The sequence below is a fragment of the Fictibacillus solisalsi genome, from assembly GCF_900103485.1.
Classification (GTDB): domain Bacteria; phylum Bacillota; class Bacilli; order Bacillales; family Fictibacillaceae; genus Fictibacillus_C; species Fictibacillus_C solisalsi.
In genome coordinates, this window is record NZ_FNHW01000008.1 from 1 (window position 1) to 17230 (window position 17230).

The window sequence follows — 17230 nt, forward strand, 5'->3', positions numbered from 1 at the left end:
GAAACCGACTTTCAAAAAAGAAACAGGCGTTTCTCTTTATTATCCGGTATTAGCTCCGGTTTCCCGGAGTTATCCCCGTCTTACAGGTAGGTTGCCCACGTGTTACTCACCCGTCCGCCGCTAACATCAGAGGAGCAAGCTCCTCATCTGTCCGCTCGACTTGCATGTATTAGGCACGCCGCCAGCGTTCGTCCTGAGCCAGGATCAAACTCTCCAATAAAGTGTTTGATATAGCTCATAAAAATTTGTTTCAAATAAGAAATTGATGGAATTGTAAAATCCCTGACTTACCTGGCTTTTGTTTGGTTTTCAAAGAACATTTTGTCGAACAACTTCGTTGTTAAAGTCATTCGCCGTCGCTCATTGGCGACTTTATTATCATATCATGTCGTTCAAGGCTTGTCAACAATCTTTTTAAAAAGTTTTTTTAAATCATTTTGTTGATGCTTTTCAGCAAAGCGCCTCAGCGACGAATACTAATATACCACCTATTTAAATCACTTGCAATACCTTTTTAGAAAAAAGTTTGGTTTTCTTTTTAAGCAAAGAAAAAACAGCCCGCAAGTCCTTGCAGGCTGTTTTGATCACGTAGCATTTTTACTTTTCACTATGGCGCATTTGCGGGAATAAAAGTACATCACGGATGGATGGTGAATCGGTCAAAAGCATGATCAGACGGTCAATCCCGATTCCAAGACCCCCGGTAGGAGGCATCCCGTACTCAAGTGCTTCTACAAAATCTTCATCCATCATGTGAGCTTCGTCATTTCCTGCAGCACGCTCTTTGAGCTGTGCCTCAAAGCGTTCTCTTTGATCGATTGGATCATTCAGCTCAGAGAAGGCATTAGCATGCTCACGGCCAACGATAAACAGTTCAAATCGGTCAGTAAACCGCTCATCCTCAGGGTTTTTCTTGGCAAGCGGTGAGATTTCTACTGGATGCCCGTAAACAAAAGTAGGCTGAATCAGCGTTTCCTCGACAAAGTGTTCAAAGAACTCGTTGACAATGTGCCCGTAGGACATACTGTCTGTCACAGGAACCTTGTGCTCTTTTGCAAGAGCAAGAGCTTCTTCCCTGCTCATCTGAGGCCAGAAATCGACACCTGTCACTTCTTTAACTGCATCAACCATATGGATTCTTTTCCAGCGTGGTTCAAGGTTTACTTCATACTCGCCGTATTTTACGGTTGTGCTTCCGTGAACATCCTTGGCAATGTGTGCGATCAGATTTTCAGTAAGCTCCATGATGTCATGATAATCAGCATATGCTTCATAAAGCTCAATCATTGTGAATTCAGGGTTATGGCGTGTAGACACACCCTCATTACGGAATACACGGCCAATTTCATAAACCTTTTCCAGGCCGCCCACAATGAGCCGCTTCAAGTGAAGCTCAATAGCAATACGCATATAAAGTTCCATATCAAGCGCGTTATGGTGTGTAATGAACGGACGTGCCGAAGCTCCGCCCGGGATGGAGTGCATGGTTGGAGTTTCCACTTCCAAATAGCCGTGATCATCCAGGTAGCGTCTCATGGAACGAATAATTTTACTGCGGGCAATAAAGGTATCCTTTACTTCAGGGTTCATGATCAAGTCAACGTAACGCTGGCGGTAGCGCTGCTCGACGTCCTTCAAGCCATGGAATTTGTCAGGAAGCGGACGGAGTGACTTTGTAAGAAGCTGAAAATCTTTCGCTTTTACAGAAAGCTCGCCTACTTTGGTTTTAAAAACAGTACCTGTAATTCCGACAATGTCCCCGATATCAATAGTATTGAACAGTTCATACTGTTCTTCCCCAACCGCATCGGTTCTTACGTAGATTTGGATTTGTCCTGTAAGGTCCTGAACGTGAGCAAAACCTGCTTTTCCTTTTCCGCGCTTGGTCATGATGCGTCCGGCGATTGTCACTTCAATACTTTTCTCATCCAATTCTTCTTTTGAAAGATCCTGATACTGCCCAAGTATGTCCTTGGCACTATGCGTACGTACATACTTTGTACCAAATGGATCTTTACCGCTTTCGCGGAGGTTGTTCATTTTTTCTCTGCGGACCCGCAGCAAATCATTTAATTCTAAATCCTGGCTCATGGAATTCTCCTATCTTTTGCAGTTTTGTATACTAATGATTTCATATGATATTTTTCCCCCGGGAAGGGAGATATAGATTTTTGAGTTCAACGGTTTGCCAAGAACAGCCTTGGCTACCGGAGAATCAGAGGCAATCTTGAATTCCCTCGGATCGGCCTCAAAAGGATGTACGATTGTATAGGTCATTTCGTCCTGGAATTCGAGTTCAAGCAATGTAATGGTGGAACCGATTTCCGCTGTATGGCCGGGCTCTTTCTGGTTTGAAAGAATTCGGGCATGAAGAAGCACATGTTCGAGCTGTTTAATTCTCTTATCCAAAAATATTCCTTTTTCCTCAATCGTGCATGCTTCCTTTTCATCGATCAAGCTTTTCAGCTCATGTTTAAGCCTCCTGGTGCCTTCATTCGTAAGCAAAACCATTTCTTGGGTCATTTGCTTCTCCTCCATATCATTAATAAATAATATCTTGTGAAAACACCAGGAAGCCGGATATTTAGATAATATAAGTGCAACAAAAGCCAGAAATAGTTCTGGCTGGTCCTATCAGGGTAGAGATCAGCTAACTTTGTCAGCCGGGGTTGCTTCTACTTCTTCAATATAATCATAAAGAAGCTTGCTCATTTCTTCCCTTGTTGTTTTTGTATTCACTTCGTTACGGACAGAGCCGGTTTTTGGAAGTCCTTTAAGATACCATGCGGCATGTTTTCGCATTTCGCGAACCGCTACATACTCCCCTTTAAGGTCAATCAGGCGATCCATGTGCAGCATGCAGATGTCGATTTTTTCTCTTGGGGTCGGCTCTTCAGGAATCTCTCCTGTTTCCAAGAACTTGACAGTACGGTACAACATCCATGGATTACCGAGTGCTCCGCGGCCAATCATCACGCCGTCCACGCCGTACGTTTCAAGCGCATGCTTTGCATCATACGGTGTTTCAATATCTCCGTTTCCGATGACCGGAATAGAAACACTGTCTTTTACTTGTTTAATGATATCCCAGTTTGCCCTTCCTTCATACATCTGAACACGGGTACGTCCGTGAACCGCTACTGCGGCACCGCCGGCACGCTCAACCGCCTGTGCATTCTGGACAGCAAAAATGTGGTCCTCGTCCCAACCGACACGCATTTTAACGGTGACCGGTTTTTGTACCGCATCAACAGTGGCCGCCACCATCTCGTAGATTTTATCCGGATCCAGCAGCCATCTTGCTCCGGCATCACACTTTGTAATCTTAGGAACAGGGCATCCCATATTGATATCTATAATATCGGCATTTGTGTTCTTGTCTACATACTTTGCAGCGGCAACAAGCGATTCCCGCTCTCCCCCAAAAATTTGAAGGCTTAACGGTTTTTCCCGTTCATCGACATAGAGCATCTTCAAAGATTTTTCGTTTTCATGCAGAATTCCTTTGTCGCTGACCATTTCGGCACAAACAAGTCCCGCGCCAAAATCCTTTGCGATCAGACGGAAAGCCGGATTGCAGACACCTGCCATTGGAGCAAGCACCACCGGGTTTTTCAGCTTAATTCCGCCGATTTCTAACACGTATATCACCTCACTTCATCTCGAACATAGTCTTGCGTTAATTCATCTATAGAAACTTGAAAGATTGCAGCAATCTTTGTGATCAATTCTTCCTTTGGCTTCCGGTTTCCGCGCTCAATTTCTCCAAGTATGGAAACGGAAATACCCAATTCCCGCGCAAGGCCCTCCTGTGTAAAGCCCTTTAACTTTCGAAAGGCCCGGATTCTTCTGCCCCACTTTTCTTCTTCCATCTGTGTACACCTTCTTTATTCTGCAGCTGTTTGAAGAGAACCCCAAGCGGTACTTCCTCTGTACCGGGGTATGTGAGATCTGGAGCAATCTCAAGCAACGGAATCAGTACAAAAGCACGTTCCAGCATACGTGGATGCGGAATGTGCAATGTGTCTGAATGTATACGTTCACTATTATACAACAAAATGTCAAGGTCAATGGTTCTTGGTCCCCATCTGATTTTCCTGATTCTTTCCAGTTTGTTTTCAATTTTCTGGGTAATGCTCAACAGTTCTTCTGCTGAGAGGCCTGTTTGCAGCCGAGCCGCTATATTCAGGAAAGGAGGCTGATCGGTATAGCCTACAGGGTCTGTCTCATACAGAGCCGAAACAACATTGACTTCGATGTCCGGATGGTTCTCCAGTTCTTGTACCGCCTGACGGATGTATTCCTCGCGGTTGCCAAGATTGGAACCGAGTGAAAGATAGACGATGTTCTTCATGCTCTGCCCCTCGTTATCTCAATGGCGACCGAATCATAATGGCCCGGAATGGGCGGATCGGGTTTGACCACTTTTACGGTACATTGCTGAACAAGCGGATAACTGGAAAGAAGGGTAGCCGCGATACTTTCAGTCACCGTTTCCACAAGCTTTTTCGGTTCGCCTTCCACGATCTCCTTCACAGTTGCATAAACATCGCCATAGTTGACGGTGTGTTCCAGATCATCGGTTGTTCCGGCAGATTGAAGATCCAGCTCCAGGATCAGATCCACCTTAAACCGCTGCCCCAGCTTGTTTTCTTCCGGAAAAACACCGTGATACCCATAAAAAGAAAGACCGTTCATATATATTTTATCCAAGTGGACTCATCCCTTTTCCAAGCATGGCATCCATCATCTTGGCCATGCGGCTCATTTCTTTAACATCATGAACCCGGACGATGGAACAGCCCCGCTCAATCCCCAGACAAACCGTGGCGCCTGTTCCTTCCATCCGCTCATTGACAGGAAGGTCGAGCGCGTTGCCAATCATAGACTTTCTGGACGTGGCGAGAAGGACCGGATACCCCATTTCCACAATCTGATTCAGATTACGCATGGTCTCGAGGTTTTGTTCATAGGTTTTGGCAAAACCAATTCCCGGGTCCAAAATAATATTCTCCGGCCTGACGCCTTCTTTGACACAGATGGCAATACTCTTATTTAAGTCAGCAATGATGTCGGGCATCAGCTCATCGTAATCACGGTCGGGCCGGTTATGCATCAGGATGATCGGAACATTAAGGCGAGCCGCGGTGGCCGCCATCTTGTCATCCGCCTTTGCTGCCCACACATCATTAATAATATGGGCTCCCGCCAGAATCGCCTTCTCCGCCACCTCCGCTTTATAGGTATCAATGGATAAAGGAACCTGAACCGCCCGAGAGACCGCTTCAATCACAGGAATGACGCGGCGCAATTCTTCTTCCGCCTCTATCTTTTCACCGCCAGGGCGGGTTGATTCTCCACCGATATCAATAATGTCCGCCCCGTCAGCTACCATTTGCCGGGCGTGTTGTATGGCTGTTTCGATTGAGTTGAATTTTCCCCCGTCAGAAAATGAATCAGGAGTCACATTCAAAATCCCCATCACATGCGTCTTTTTTGAAAGATCAAGTGTATACGGGCCGCAGGAAATGAGATGGTTAGAACTCTTTGTTGTGATAGCTTGTCCCATTATAGGCTCCCCCTTTATGCTAATTCATCAATACTCCATAATTCCTTACTGCATGAATGGTATAAAAACAATAACGAATGCAACACCTTCCCACCGGCACCCGGAAAGTCTTTTCCTTCAAATCTTTTAACCGGCACCATTTCCTGAATGGAGTTGGTGAGAAAAATTTCGTCAGCCCGAAGCAAATCCTGCGGCGTGTAGAACCCTTCCACTGCTTCCATATCAAGCTTGGCAGCCGCCGCCATAATAAATTGCCGTGTAATGCCGTTCAAGATGCCGGTGCCGATCGAAGGAGTGAAGAGCTTTCCATCCTTAACCCAGAATACATTGGAGACCGTCCCCTCACTGGCAAACCCATCCTCTGTTAAAAAAAGCCCTTCCTGTTCAGCCGGCCTTTTCAGCTCCCTTTTTCCAAGAATGCTGTTCAGATAGTGATGGGATTTCAAGCGGATCCTGCCTTCCGGTGTATTTCTTCGCGTCTGCAGAACCATCAGCTCTTTTTCGATAAATGGCCCTTGTTCAGGAAGCGGTTTCCCATAAATGATAATGGTCGGTTTTTGGTAAGGCTCCGTTTGAAGCCCGATTTCACCGATTCCCGCCGAGATATTGAATCGTATATAGGCATTCTTCCATTTATTACGCCTCATCAACCGCTTTGTTTCCATCCAGGCCGCCGAGCTGTCCACCTCATATTTGATGTTAAGCTCGACAAGTGCCTGCTGGAGACGGTTCATATGGTTTTCCCACAGAAACGGATGTCCATTATAAACCCGGACGGTTTCAAAAGCTCCAAGCCCATACATATATCCGTGGTCAAATGGAGAGATTGATGCTTCATTTTTACTTACAAGTTTTCCATCTATTAAGAGGTACATACCTTGTTCCCTTTATTTTTGTATTGATCGATAAAATTACGGAGCAGCTGCTTGCCCGCTCCTGTCATAATGGATTCGGGATGAAACTGTACGCCTTCCACCGGCAGGGTTTTATGCCTGATGGCCATGATTTCATCTTCAGCCGTCCATGCCGAAATATCAAAACAGTCAGGAAGCGTTTCTTTTTTTACGGTAAGGGAGTGATACCTTGTTGCAGTAAACCCGTTCTCCACACCACTGAAAATTGTATGGTCATCATGATGGATCGCAGACGTTTTACCATGCATCAAACGCTCCGATCGGATCACGTCTCCTCCGAACACCTGTGCAATGGACTGATGGCCAAGACAAACACCGAATATAGGAATTTCCCCTGAAAACCGCTTGATGACATCCATGCTGACACCTGCTTCATTCGGAGAGCAAGGGCCAGGCGAAATCATCAGGTAATCCGGCTTAAGAGCTTCAATCTCTTCAAGCGTAATTTCATCGTTTCTCTTGACTACCAATTCTTCTCCAAGCTCACCCAAATACTGCACCAGGTTGTACGTGAATGAATCATAATTATCGATCATTAAAATCATTTCTCATCTTCCTCCTCTAAGCTCTGCTAAACTAATTCATAACTTTTTTCTTCGCTTAATTCCTTTGCCCGCCATAGTGCAGCTGCTTTTTTCAACGACTCTTTATATTCCGCTTTGGGATCGGAGTCAATGACAATGCCGGCTCCAGCCTGGACATGGGCCATACCGTCCTTGCAGACCATCGTCCGGATCGCGATGTTCAATTCTGCATCTCCATCAAATCCAATCCATCCGATAGAGCCAGTATATACCCCTCGCCGCACAGGCTCAAGTTCTTCAATGATTTCCATCGTTCTGATTTTTGGGGCACCAGTGATGGTCCCCCCCGGAAAGGTTGCTGCAATGAGATCAAATGCATCACATTCCTTGCGCAGCTTGCCTTTTACATTGGAAACAATATGCATGACATGCGAGTACTTTTCAATGGTCATGAACTCATCCACTTCAACACTGCCATATTCGCTTACTTTCCCAAGGTCGTTTCGTTCCAGATCGACGAGCATCACATGTTCCGCGCGTTCCTTTTCATTTTCGATCAATGTCATCGCCAGTCGGCGGTCCTCTTCTTCCGTTTTACCTCTTGAGCGGGTTCCTGCTATCGGGCGGGTGCTGATCTGATCTCCCCTTTTTTTGACCAGCAGTTCCGGTGAACCGCTCACCAGCTGAAAGTCCGGTGTATGAAGATATCCCATGTAAGGAGAGGGATTGAAACGGCGAAGCTCTTCATATATTTCAAAAGGCTGCGACATTAATGGCTTGGACTGCCGCACGGAAAGGTTGACCTGAAACACATCTCCAGCAGCAATATATTCCTTTACCGTTTTAACAGCCTCCACAAAACGTTCCTCCGACATCGAGACCGATTCCTGCAGAAACGGAAAATGAACTTTTTCCAACGCAGTTCTTTGCTCTGGCTGTTGCCGCGCACTCCATAGCTGCACATATTGCTTCAATCTAAGTTCCGCGCTGGTTCGGTCCTTTTCCTCGAAATGAACCATAATAAAAAGCTGTTCCTTTTCGTGGTCATAAACAAACACATCGTCAAATACGAGAAGCAAAACATCAGGCAGATTCAAATCATCCTCTGCCAGTTCCGGAAGCTTTTCGATTTCACGCGCAACATCATAACTGAAATATCCGATGGCGCCTCCTTTAAAATCAGGAAGGCCGGGAACGGCTGCAGTATGAAAAGAGGATAGCCATTCTTTTATGATAGGCAGCATATTGCCTTTCTTTGTGACTGTTTTCCCCTTATGCATGATGTTCACCTTGTTGTTTTTCCCTGAAATAAAAGCCACAGGCGACACCCCCGCGATGCTGTATCTTCCGCTTCGCCCGCTTTCGAGAAACACGTGATGTGGTTCTTTTGCCGAAAGAGCTTTATACCGTTTAAACCACTCATTTTTCGGCATGGCCAGCGTCTCAAAAATAACGTGACGATCTGACTTGTTTAAGTTTGGCACACCCTTCACTCTCCTGATCTTTCTTATGGATACTATTGTAACTGATGATGTCACGAAAGTGGTGATAAAAATCCTGCAATTTTTTGGGAACCCAGCGGAAAATTACTCACAAAAAAAGCCGACAACATGTCGGCTTTCACGTGATTTACTCTGCTTCGTCAAATTGGTACAAAGGTGTGCTGAGATAACGTTCGCCGTTACTCGGAATAATAGCGAGCACTTTTTTGCCCTTGCCAAGCTTTTTCGCCGCTTTAAGAGCGGCTGCAATTGCTGCACCAGAAGAAATTCCTCCGAGGATCCCTTCTTCCCTGGCGGCACGGCGCGCATATTCAAACGCTTCATCATTGGTAATTTGGAGAACTTCATCATACACGGAAGTATTTAGCGTATCCGGTACAAATCCGGCACCGATTCCCTGAATTTTATGCGGCCCAGGCTTTCCGCCTGATAGGACAGGTGAATCCGTTGGTTCCACAGCATAAAGCTTGATCTCAGGGAATGACTCCTTTAAGACCTCGCCGGCACCCGTAATCGTTCCGCCGGTTCCAATTCCTGAAACAAAACCGTCAAGACCATCCGGGAATTGAGCAACAATCTCTTTCCCTGTTGTCTTGCGGTGGATTTCCGGATTCGCCTGGTTTTTAAACTGCTGAGCCAAAAAGTACCCGTTTTCCTGGGATAACGCCTCTGCCTTACGGATGGCTCCTCCCATTCCTTCAGCTCCCGGAGTCAGAACCAGCTCAGCTCCAAAAGCGCGAAGAAGGTTTCTGCGTTCCATACTCATTGTATCCGGCATAACAATTACCGCTTTATATCCTTTTGCAGCCGCCACCATGGCAAGACCAATTCCCGTATTGCCGCTTGTTGGTTCAATCAATGTATCGCCAGGCTTTAAGGCGCCTTCTTCTTCTGCTTTTTCAATCATAGCGAGAGCAATTCGGTCTTTTACACTGCTTCCCGGATTCATGAATTCCAGCTTCAGATAAACGTCTGCAGCCTCTTCATCTGCCAAACGGTTCAGTTTGACAACCGGTGTTTCCCCGATTAGTTCTGTAATTGAATTTGCTATTCTTGCCAACTTAATCACGCTCCTAAATAATCCCGAGTAATTTCATTGGATTAAGTTTACCAATAATACGAATCGTCTGTCAATTCTTCTGCCCATCTTTAGACCTACAAATTTCGAACTATTTGCTTTCTGTATATAGCTCCTCAAGATCTTCAGCAGAGAACAAGTACGTCTCATTGCAAAATTGGCAGTGAGCTTCTGCCTGGCCGTCTTCTTCAATCATTGCCCTGATTTCCTCTTTACCTAATGATATGAGCGCATTGGCAATGCGGTCACGCGAACAAGTACATTGAAATGACACTGGCATCTTATCAAGCAGTTTCACATTTTCTTCTCCAAGCAGTTCAAAAAGAATTTCTTCCGGGGTAAGCCCTTTTTCCACCAGCTTTGAGATCGGAGGAATGGCTGTAATCCGCTCTTCCAAAAGATCAATGATCGCATCTGAAGCATTCGGCATCACCTGTATCACAAATCCGCCGGCTGCAAGGATGCTGTTGTCCGGATTAACAAGCACACCCACTCCTACAGAGGAGGGCACCTGTTCGGAGGCAACAAAATAGTACGTGAAGTCATCCCCGATTTCACCGGAGACCAGAGGCACCTGACCTGTAAAGTTATCACGCAGACCCAAATCTTTAACAACGGAAAGAAAGCCCTCTTTCCCTACCGCACGGGCAACATCGAGTTTGCCGTGCTGGTTTAATTCAAAGTGGACTTGAGGGTTTGTAACATATCCCCTTGATTGCCCGTTTGGATGAGCATCCACAATGATGGCTCCGATGGGTCCTCCTCCCTCAATCTTTACCGTAATTTTGTGCTTATCGCTCTTTAGCATGGAGGCCATCATGGTGCTTGCCATCATCGTACGGCCAAGTGCCGCAGACGCTGTCGGCCATGTTTGATGTCTGCGCTGAGCTTCACCGACCATTTCTGTTCCTCTCATTGCATAGGCACGAATTTGCCCGTCAAAAGCCAAAGCCTTGATTAAATAATCCTGCATTTTTATCACCTGTCCTTATTTTTCCGCTCAGAAATGTTACCATTGCGTTCTGCGGTTTTTTGTATATATGAGTTGAAGCCCTTTTAATGTCAAATAGGGATCTACAATATCGATTTGCTGGCATTCCTCAGAAATCAGACCGGCCATCCCTCCGGTAGCCACGACCTTTGGATTACTTTTTTCCTGAGCCTTTATTCTTTTAACAATACCCTCAACCTGTCCAACATATCCAAATAAAAGTCCTGACTGCATGGCACTGACTGTATTTTTGCCAATAATATTATCCGGCTTGGCGAATTCAATTCTTGGAAGCTTGGCCGCGTTTTTATAAAGACCTTCTGTGGCAACATTGATGCCCGGGGCAATTGCACCGCCCATGTATTCCTTGCGCTCATTGATGTAGCAATACGTGGTGGCGGTACCGAAATCCACGACAACAAGCGGTGACCCGTAATAATGGATTGCTGCCACTGCATTGACAATCCGGTCCGCTCCCACTTCCCTGGGGTTTTCGTATTTGATATTCAGCCCAGTCTTGATGCCAGGGCCGATAACAAGCGGTTTTTTATAAAAAAACTTGATGCACATCCGCTCCAGCGTTGCCATAATATGCGGCACTACCGAAGAGATGATAATGCCTTCCACTGCTTCCCGTTTAATTTCAGCGTGGCGAAAAAGGCTAAGAATAAGCATTCCGTATTCATCCTCGGTTTTTTCCCTGGAGGTGCTGATCCTCCAGTGATGCTTCAATTCGTTACCTTCATATATGCCCAGCACGATATTCGTATTTCCTACATCAAAACACAAGATCATGGAAAATCCCCGCTAACTTTCAAAAAGGATGCCTCTGCGATGAGAGACATCCTTTTTGTGATTTTAATCCTCTTTACGTTCTTCTTCATCCTTTTTGTGGATGGTTACTTTCACATCATTTTCCGGAGAAGAGATCACTTTTCGCTCAGGAAGCTTACCGGTTTTCACAAGCTCCTTGATTTGCTCCTCATCGAGGGTTTCTACATTGAGTAGCGTTTGAGCGATGATTTCAAGCTTATCGTTATGCTCTGTAAGAATTTGCTTACAACGCTCATAAGAATCCTTGATGATGTTCTGGATTTCCATGTCAATCTCATGGGCGATTGCATCACTGTAGTTTTGCTCGTTGTTAAAGTCGCGGCCAAGGAATACCTGTCCGCCTGAGCTGGAACCAAACTGCATTGGCCCCAATCGGTCACTCATACCGAATTCGGTTACCATGCGACGGGCAATGCCTGTCGCACGCTGGAAGTCGTTATGTGCACCAGTGCTGACTTCGTTAAATGTGATTTCCTCTGCTACACGTCCGCCAAGGAGACCAACAATCTTATCAAGAAGCTCTGGTTTTGTCATAAAGTAGCGATCCTCTTTCGGAAGCATAACGGTGTATCCGCCAGCCTGGCCGCGAGGTACTACAGTTACTTTGTGAACGGTGTCTGCACCTTCAAGCACCAGGCCGATAACGGTATGACCGGCTTCGTGATAGGCGACAATATTCTTTTCCTTTTCAGAAATAACACGGCTTTTCTTTGCAGGACCTGCGATAACGCGATCGATCGCCTCATCCACATCGTCCATATTAATTTTCTTCTTATTCTGCCTTGCCGCGACAAGTGCCGCTTCATTCAGCAGGTTCTCGAGATCCGCACCGGAAAAACCAGGTGTGCGCATCGCAATGGTTTTCAAGTTCACTTCTTCACTTAAAGGCTTGTTGCGGGCATGCACACCAAGTACCTCTTCGCGTCCTTTTACATCTGGGCGGTTAACCGTAATCTGACGGTCAAATCGTCCCGGACGAAGAAGGGCAGGGTCCAAAATATCCGGACGGTTGGTTGCGGCGATGATGATGATTCCTTCATTGGCACCGAACCCATCCATTTCAACAAGCAACTGGTTGAGCGTTTGTTCGCGCTCATCATGTCCGCCGCCAAGCCCAGCACCACGCTGGCGTCCTACTGCATCGATCTCATCAATGAAGATGATGCAAGGGGCATTCTTTTTGGCGTTTTCAAACAAGTCACGTACACGGGATGCACCGACCCCGACAAACATTTCAACAAAATCAGAACCTGAAATGGAGAAGAAAGGAACGCCTGCTTCCCCTGCAACTGCACGGGCAAGCAATGTTTTACCTGTTCCAGGAGGTCCCACAAGGAGCACCCCTTTAGGAATTCGCGCGCCAAGAGCGGCGAATTTGCGTGGATCTTTCAGGAACTCAACCACCTCAACCAGTTCCTGTTTCTCCTCATCCGCTCCGGCAACGTCTTTGAACGTTACCTTTTTCTTTTCTTCATTGTACAGTTTCGCTTTGCTTTTACCAAAGTTCATTACACGGCTGCCGCCGCCCTGAGCCTGGTTGAGCAGGAAGAAAAACAGGATGAAGATGATGACAAACGGAATGATGGACGTGAAAAATGTTACCCAACCGCTTGTTTGTTCTTCTGGCTTGAAATCAATTTTCGCTTTGTTCGTAAGCGCAGTAAGCTGTTTCATGGACTCATCAGAATCCGGAGTATAGGTTTCAAAAACCTCTCCCTGTTTGTAGTTGTCAAGCTTACCTCTGACGACATAAACGCCGCCTTCAGGCTGGTATTCAATGCTGTCCACACGCCCATCCTGAATGTACTGCGTTAACTGATCATAACGAATTTTCTTTACTTCATTGTTGGTTCCGTTAAAAAAGCTGACGACACCAACTACAACTAAAAAGATCAACAAATAGAATATGGTGTTCCGGAAGATCCGATTCATTCCTTACCTCCTCAACGACAATGAGACGATCCATTACATTTATTAATGCATGTTAAATAATACACAGAATTACTTTTCATATACTTCAGGTTTTAAAACCCCGATATACGGCAGGTTGCGGTAGCGTTCGATATAATCAAGCCCGTAACCTACTACAAAGGCATCAGGTACGATAAAACCAGTCAGATCCGGCTTAATGTCCACTTTTCTGCCCGTCGGCTTATCCAGCAAGGTCACAATCTTCACCGAATTGGCATTGCGGTGTTTAAAGAGCTGGACAAGATAGCTCAGCGTAAGACCGCTGTCTATAATATCTTCGACAATGATGACATCGCGTCCTTCAAGGGATGTATCAAGGTCCTTAATAATTTTGACCTCGCCTGAAGAAACGGTTGATGCCCCATAGCTGGACACCGCCATGAGATCAATCTCAAGATGAATATCCATCCGTTTGATCAGATCGGCCATAAAAGGCAGGGCACCCTTTAACACTCCAACTACAAGCGGAAACCGATCCTGATAATCCTCTGATAACTGCTTTCCGAGATCCTTAATCTTTTCCTGAAGCGCTTCCTCGGAAATTAATACTTCTTTAATTTCATCATGCATGCTGCTTTGGCCTCCTAGACGTCCTGGCAGAAATTTTGAAACTGTAAGACTAACCATTGCTTGGGACCGCCTGATGGTTGTACTTCGCCATGCTTTATACCTGGAATCCAGATAATGTTCCCCTCCCCGTCTTGCAGGATGGGCCACACATCGCGTTTCTCCCTTTCAAGCTTCTGGTCAATAAAGATATCTTTTACCTTCCGGGTCCCACCCTCTCCCGGCAGCGCCATTCGGTCACCGGATTTGCGCGTTCTCACAATGATTGGCAGACTTACACTTTTTACATCACATACAAAAACATCTTTTCCCCTTTTCTCATTCGGATACTCTTCTTTATACACAGCGGTAATCACTCCGACTGGAAGCTCCAGCTTTCCCGGGATATTCAATTCCAACTGATAGCCGGCTTGTCTTTCGGACGGGCCAAAAACGAGCCTGCAACGGTCATAGGAACGGATGACGTGTAAATCCTGCGGAAAATGAAGTCGGCCGGAAGGATGGTCACTCCTGAGTAAAGTTAAAAAGCTTTCCTTATGTATGGAGGAAAGAGATGAAGGTGTTTGCTTATATAGATAGTTTAATATTAGTGTAATCGCCCTTTTTTGTAAAGGAATTGGCATGCCCAGAAATTTGCTTACAGAGACCTCGACCAAGGAAGCATTTTTCTCTGAAATAGCCGCTTCCAGGCCTTTTTCAGCCTGCTCGGTTAAATACGTTTCATCCTCATAAAAAGTTTCACTTATTTGCTGAAAGCGAAGATGAACATTTGGATTTTCTTTTTTTAAAAAGGGAAGAACATGGTGCCTGAATCGATTTCTGACATAATCGTCCGTTTCATTGCTCGGATCCCTTCTTGGGAAAATCTTATGTACTCTACAATAATGCTCTATTTCGGCCTTTGTTATTCCTAGAAACGGCCGAATAATGCGCGAGGCTCCAAATGGCCGGCTGGCCCGCATTCCGCCTAGAGCGGTTCCTGAACTTCCTCTTGTCATCCGCATCAGAACGGTTTCGGTCTGGTCATCGCCATGGTGGGCAAGCGCGACCGAATCGGCATCAAAACGCGAAACAACTTCCGCATAGAAAGCATATCTGCATTCTCTTGCTGCTGACTGTGTACTGGACAGGCCATGCTCCTTTTTGTAGGCTGCTACATCCACCCGGGTGCTTTCAAACGGAATGCCGTTCTTTTCGCAATACGTCTGGACGTACAAAAGGTCTTCGTAGGATTCATTGCCTCTCAGCATATGATCCACATGCACGGCAATGATCTTCAGACTCTCCCCCTTTCCCCTGTTCCATAAATAATGAAGCAGTGCCATGGAATCCGGTCCGCCGGAAACGCCAACGGCTATCGTCTGCCCCTTCTTGATGAGCTGATGTTTTTTCATAAAGTGATCGACCGCCTGAAGCATTTCCTTTCTCTCCTTATCCGGCGCATCCTGATGCTTCGCCCATTTTTTTACTTTAAACCTTCCGTAAGTATAACAAAAGGAGACCGGTGCTGAAAGGATTTGCCATTTGCATCACATGGTTTGGCTGATCAGATAAAACAGATAAACAATAAACAGGAACGAGCCCAAAAGAACGGTTTCAAACATCATCGCTCTTTTTTTCTTCTTTTTTACTTTTTTATGAGCCGACCGGCCGCTTGCGCCAGATGTCGTCTGGGAAGGAGCTGACACTTTGCTTCTTCCCTTATTATTCAGGGAAGAAACCAGATCATTTCGCATCTCTTCAGCACTTTGATATTTACCGTACAGCCCTTTGAGTAAGATGGATTGGTAGTTTGTAAGAAGAGGGCTGCTGCGGATCACTTCCTTCAGCTGCTGCCGCCCGTCTTTCTTTTTTTCAAAGCGGCTTGGAAAAGCCAGGTTGACCATGATCATACAGGCTGAAAATAAATCATAGGACGGTTCTGCTTTACGTGTACCCAGGCTCCAATAGCCTCTGTCGAAAAATTCCGTATACTCCTTGATTGACCGTCCGATCTGCGTGGTCCCCCCCACGTCGATCCAACGGATGCGTGACGGTGGGCCAACCACAAGAAGATTATCCGGTTTAAGGTCACCAAACACCCACCCTGCACGGTGAAGCATACTCAAATCGGTCAGCAGCTGCACGAGGAGAATACCTGCCCATTCTTCACTGTGGTTTTTCATAAATTGAAAGAGAGAGTCTCCCTTAAGGTATTCCATAACATAAAAAGGAACCTGCTGGCCGCCCGTAACATAATCATCCACATCGATTAAAGAAGGTCCAAGGATTTTGCCCTGGACCCTCGAAAAATGCTTTAACACGTTCACTTCTGAGATGATTGCCATGCTGTCATGCCCGGTCTTGACCGCTACTTTTCCGCCTTTGCCTGAAGCAAGGTATACTGTGCCTGTGGCTCCCGAACCAAGTTCTCTGATGATGGAATACTCGTTACGGTGCCATTTTCCGGAAATAATATCTCCGGAATGAAGTTTAGAAACCTGACCCTTCGGAGTATTCTTCTTCATCACCTGTGATCAATCTCCTTTTTGAACGCCTGTTTGTAAATTCATGGATCGCAGCCTTAATGGCCGGACCAGTCGGTGTAATGCCTCCTGACGAAATTTTGGTGAAAGCCTGGGTCAATGAATTCAGCTTGGGCGTCCAATCTATCAAAAGCTCGGTTTCGTCTCTTTTACCTGGGAACGCAAACAGCGCAAATTGATTGAAGCCGATCCTCGAGTTCAGCGAGATAGAAAGATCAATAAGTGATTCCTGAACGGTAGCAAGCTTCTTTTCCATGCTGCCTGATGCATCCACGAGAATAATCAGCTCGAGATCCATTGTTTCACCAAGGTCATCCACCACTTCCATTACCTCTCCCCGCTTTTCAGGGGGCAGGTCTTCGATGGTCGATTCTTTGCCGAGTATCTGCTGAAGCTCACTGTTGATGACACCGTGAATGGTCTGAGTCATTCCCTTCTTGGTTACCATCTGTACGGTCTGAGACAGCTGGGTCGTATACACAATCTGGCTGATGCCGCCTCCGGACAGGGCAATCTCCTCTACTTCCCGAAGTCCTTTCTGATGATATTCAGGACTGTTCTCCTCCAAGATTCCAATTACATTTATCGTAATGCCATGCTCACGCGCGAGCGCCGCCATGGCGATGGGGTCCTCTCCGTGATTGGAGCAGCCATCGGTAATGAGCAACACTTGACGCAGGGTACCTTTTTTCATTTCCATTTAAAAAAACTCCTCTCATCGAATGCTGTTATCATCCTTGTCACCGATGAGAGGA

General features: G+C 46.1%; 18 protein-coding genes and 1 rRNA gene. All 19 read right to left on the reverse strand.

The features are described from left to right. Positions 1 to 220: ribosomal RNA gene (locus tag BLT53_RS23205) — 16S ribosomal RNA — on the reverse strand; the annotation flags it as partial. A gap of 377 nt (positions 221 to 597) precedes the next feature. After that, positions 598 to 2091, reverse strand: a complete 1494-nt coding sequence (gene lysS, locus BLT53_RS23210; protein WP_090239441.1) for a lysine--tRNA ligase — start codon at positions 2089 to 2091, stop codon at positions 598 to 600. Positions 2092 to 2100: 9 nt separating this feature from the next. Beyond that, positions 2101 to 2523 (reverse strand): GreA/GreB family elongation factor, encoded by a 423-nt coding sequence (locus BLT53_RS23215; protein WP_170834485.1) that lies wholly within the window; start codon positions 2521 to 2523, stop codon positions 2101 to 2103. Positions 2524 to 2646: 123 nt separating this feature from the next. Continuing rightward, positions 2647 to 3642 (reverse strand): tRNA dihydrouridine synthase DusB, encoded by a 996-nt coding sequence (gene dusB, locus BLT53_RS23220; protein ID WP_090239443.1) that lies wholly within the window; start codon positions 3640 to 3642, stop codon positions 2647 to 2649. Positions 3643 to 3647: 5 nt separating this feature from the next. After that, positions 3648 to 3872 carry a helix-turn-helix domain-containing protein gene (locus BLT53_RS23225; protein ID WP_090239446.1) on the reverse strand — a complete coding sequence of 75 codons (225 nt, stop codon included), beginning with the start codon at positions 3870 to 3872 and terminating at the stop codon, positions 3648 to 3650. Then, on the reverse strand, positions 3824 to 4354 hold the full coding sequence (folK, locus tag BLT53_RS23230; protein WP_090239448.1) for a 2-amino-4-hydroxy-6-hydroxymethyldihydropteridine diphosphokinase: 531 nt from the start codon (positions 4352 to 4354) through the stop codon (positions 3824 to 3826). The genes BLT53_RS23225 and folK overlap by 49 nt, the downstream gene beginning before the upstream one ends. Further along, positions 4351 to 4698 (reverse strand): dihydroneopterin aldolase, encoded by a 348-nt coding sequence (folB, locus tag BLT53_RS23235; RefSeq protein ID WP_425284740.1) that lies wholly within the window; start codon positions 4696 to 4698, stop codon positions 4351 to 4353. Before folB ends, folK begins: the two co-directional genes overlap by 4 nt. Positions 4699 to 4705: 7 nt before the next feature. Beyond that, positions 4706 to 5569, reverse strand: coding sequence for a dihydropteroate synthase (folP, locus tag BLT53_RS23240; protein ID WP_090239464.1), 864 nt, complete (start codon positions 5567 to 5569; stop codon positions 4706 to 4708). Between the two features lie 14 nt (positions 5570 to 5583). Further along, positions 5584 to 6444 (reverse strand): aminodeoxychorismate lyase, encoded by an 861-nt coding sequence (pabC, locus tag BLT53_RS23245; protein WP_090239467.1) that lies wholly within the window; start codon positions 6442 to 6444, stop codon positions 5584 to 5586. Continuing rightward, the gene (gene pabA / locus BLT53_RS23250) at positions 6432 to 7028 is read right to left on the reverse strand and encodes an aminodeoxychorismate/anthranilate synthase component II (RefSeq protein WP_090239468.1); all 597 of its coding nucleotides are present in this window, start codon (positions 7026 to 7028) and stop codon (positions 6432 to 6434) included. The genes pabC and pabA overlap by 13 nt, the downstream gene beginning before the upstream one ends. Positions 7029 to 7054: 26 nt before the next feature. Then, on the reverse strand, positions 7055 to 8440 hold the full coding sequence (gene pabB, locus BLT53_RS23255) for an aminodeoxychorismate synthase, component I (RefSeq protein ID WP_090239584.1): 1386 nt from the start codon (positions 8438 to 8440) through the stop codon (positions 7055 to 7057). A gap of 196 nt (positions 8441 to 8636) precedes the next feature. Further along, the gene (gene cysK, locus BLT53_RS23260; protein ID WP_090239471.1) at positions 8637 to 9569 is read right to left on the reverse strand and encodes a cysteine synthase A; all 933 of its coding nucleotides are present in this window, start codon (positions 9567 to 9569) and stop codon (positions 8637 to 8639) included. A 109-nt stretch (positions 9570 to 9678) separates the two neighbouring features. Continuing rightward, positions 9679 to 10560 (reverse strand): Hsp33 family molecular chaperone HslO, encoded by an 882-nt coding sequence (hslO, locus tag BLT53_RS23265; protein ID WP_090239473.1) that lies wholly within the window; start codon positions 10558 to 10560, stop codon positions 9679 to 9681. A gap of 36 nt (positions 10561 to 10596) precedes the next feature. Beyond that, positions 10597 to 11373: a type III pantothenate kinase gene (locus BLT53_RS23270; RefSeq protein ID WP_090239476.1), complete on the reverse strand. Its 777-nt coding sequence runs from the start codon at positions 11371 to 11373 to the stop codon at positions 10597 to 10599. Between the two features lie 63 nt (positions 11374 to 11436). Further along, the gene (gene ftsH / locus BLT53_RS23275; RefSeq protein ID WP_090239479.1) at positions 11437 to 13344 is read right to left on the reverse strand and encodes an ATP-dependent zinc metalloprotease FtsH; all 1908 of its coding nucleotides are present in this window, start codon (positions 13342 to 13344) and stop codon (positions 11437 to 11439) included. A 69-nt stretch (positions 13345 to 13413) separates the two neighbouring features. Beyond that, the gene (gene hpt / locus BLT53_RS23280) at positions 13414 to 13953 is read right to left on the reverse strand and encodes a hypoxanthine phosphoribosyltransferase (protein ID WP_061975927.1); all 540 of its coding nucleotides are present in this window, start codon (positions 13951 to 13953) and stop codon (positions 13414 to 13416) included. A gap of 14 nt (positions 13954 to 13967) precedes the next feature. Beyond that, the gene (gene tilS, locus BLT53_RS23285) at positions 13968 to 15368 is read right to left on the reverse strand and encodes a tRNA lysidine(34) synthetase TilS (protein ID WP_090239482.1); all 1401 of its coding nucleotides are present in this window, start codon (positions 15366 to 15368) and stop codon (positions 13968 to 13970) included. Positions 15369 to 15479: 111 nt separating this feature from the next. Then, positions 15480 to 16457 carry a serine/threonine protein kinase gene (locus tag BLT53_RS23290; protein ID WP_090239484.1) on the reverse strand — a complete coding sequence of 326 codons (978 nt, stop codon included), beginning with the start codon at positions 16455 to 16457 and terminating at the stop codon, positions 15480 to 15482. Continuing rightward, on the reverse strand, positions 16423 to 17169 hold the full coding sequence (locus BLT53_RS23295; protein WP_090239588.1) for a VWA domain-containing protein: 747 nt from the start codon (positions 17167 to 17169) through the stop codon (positions 16423 to 16425). The genes BLT53_RS23290 and BLT53_RS23295 overlap by 35 nt, the downstream gene beginning before the upstream one ends. Positions 17170 to 17230 lie beyond the last annotated feature (61 nt).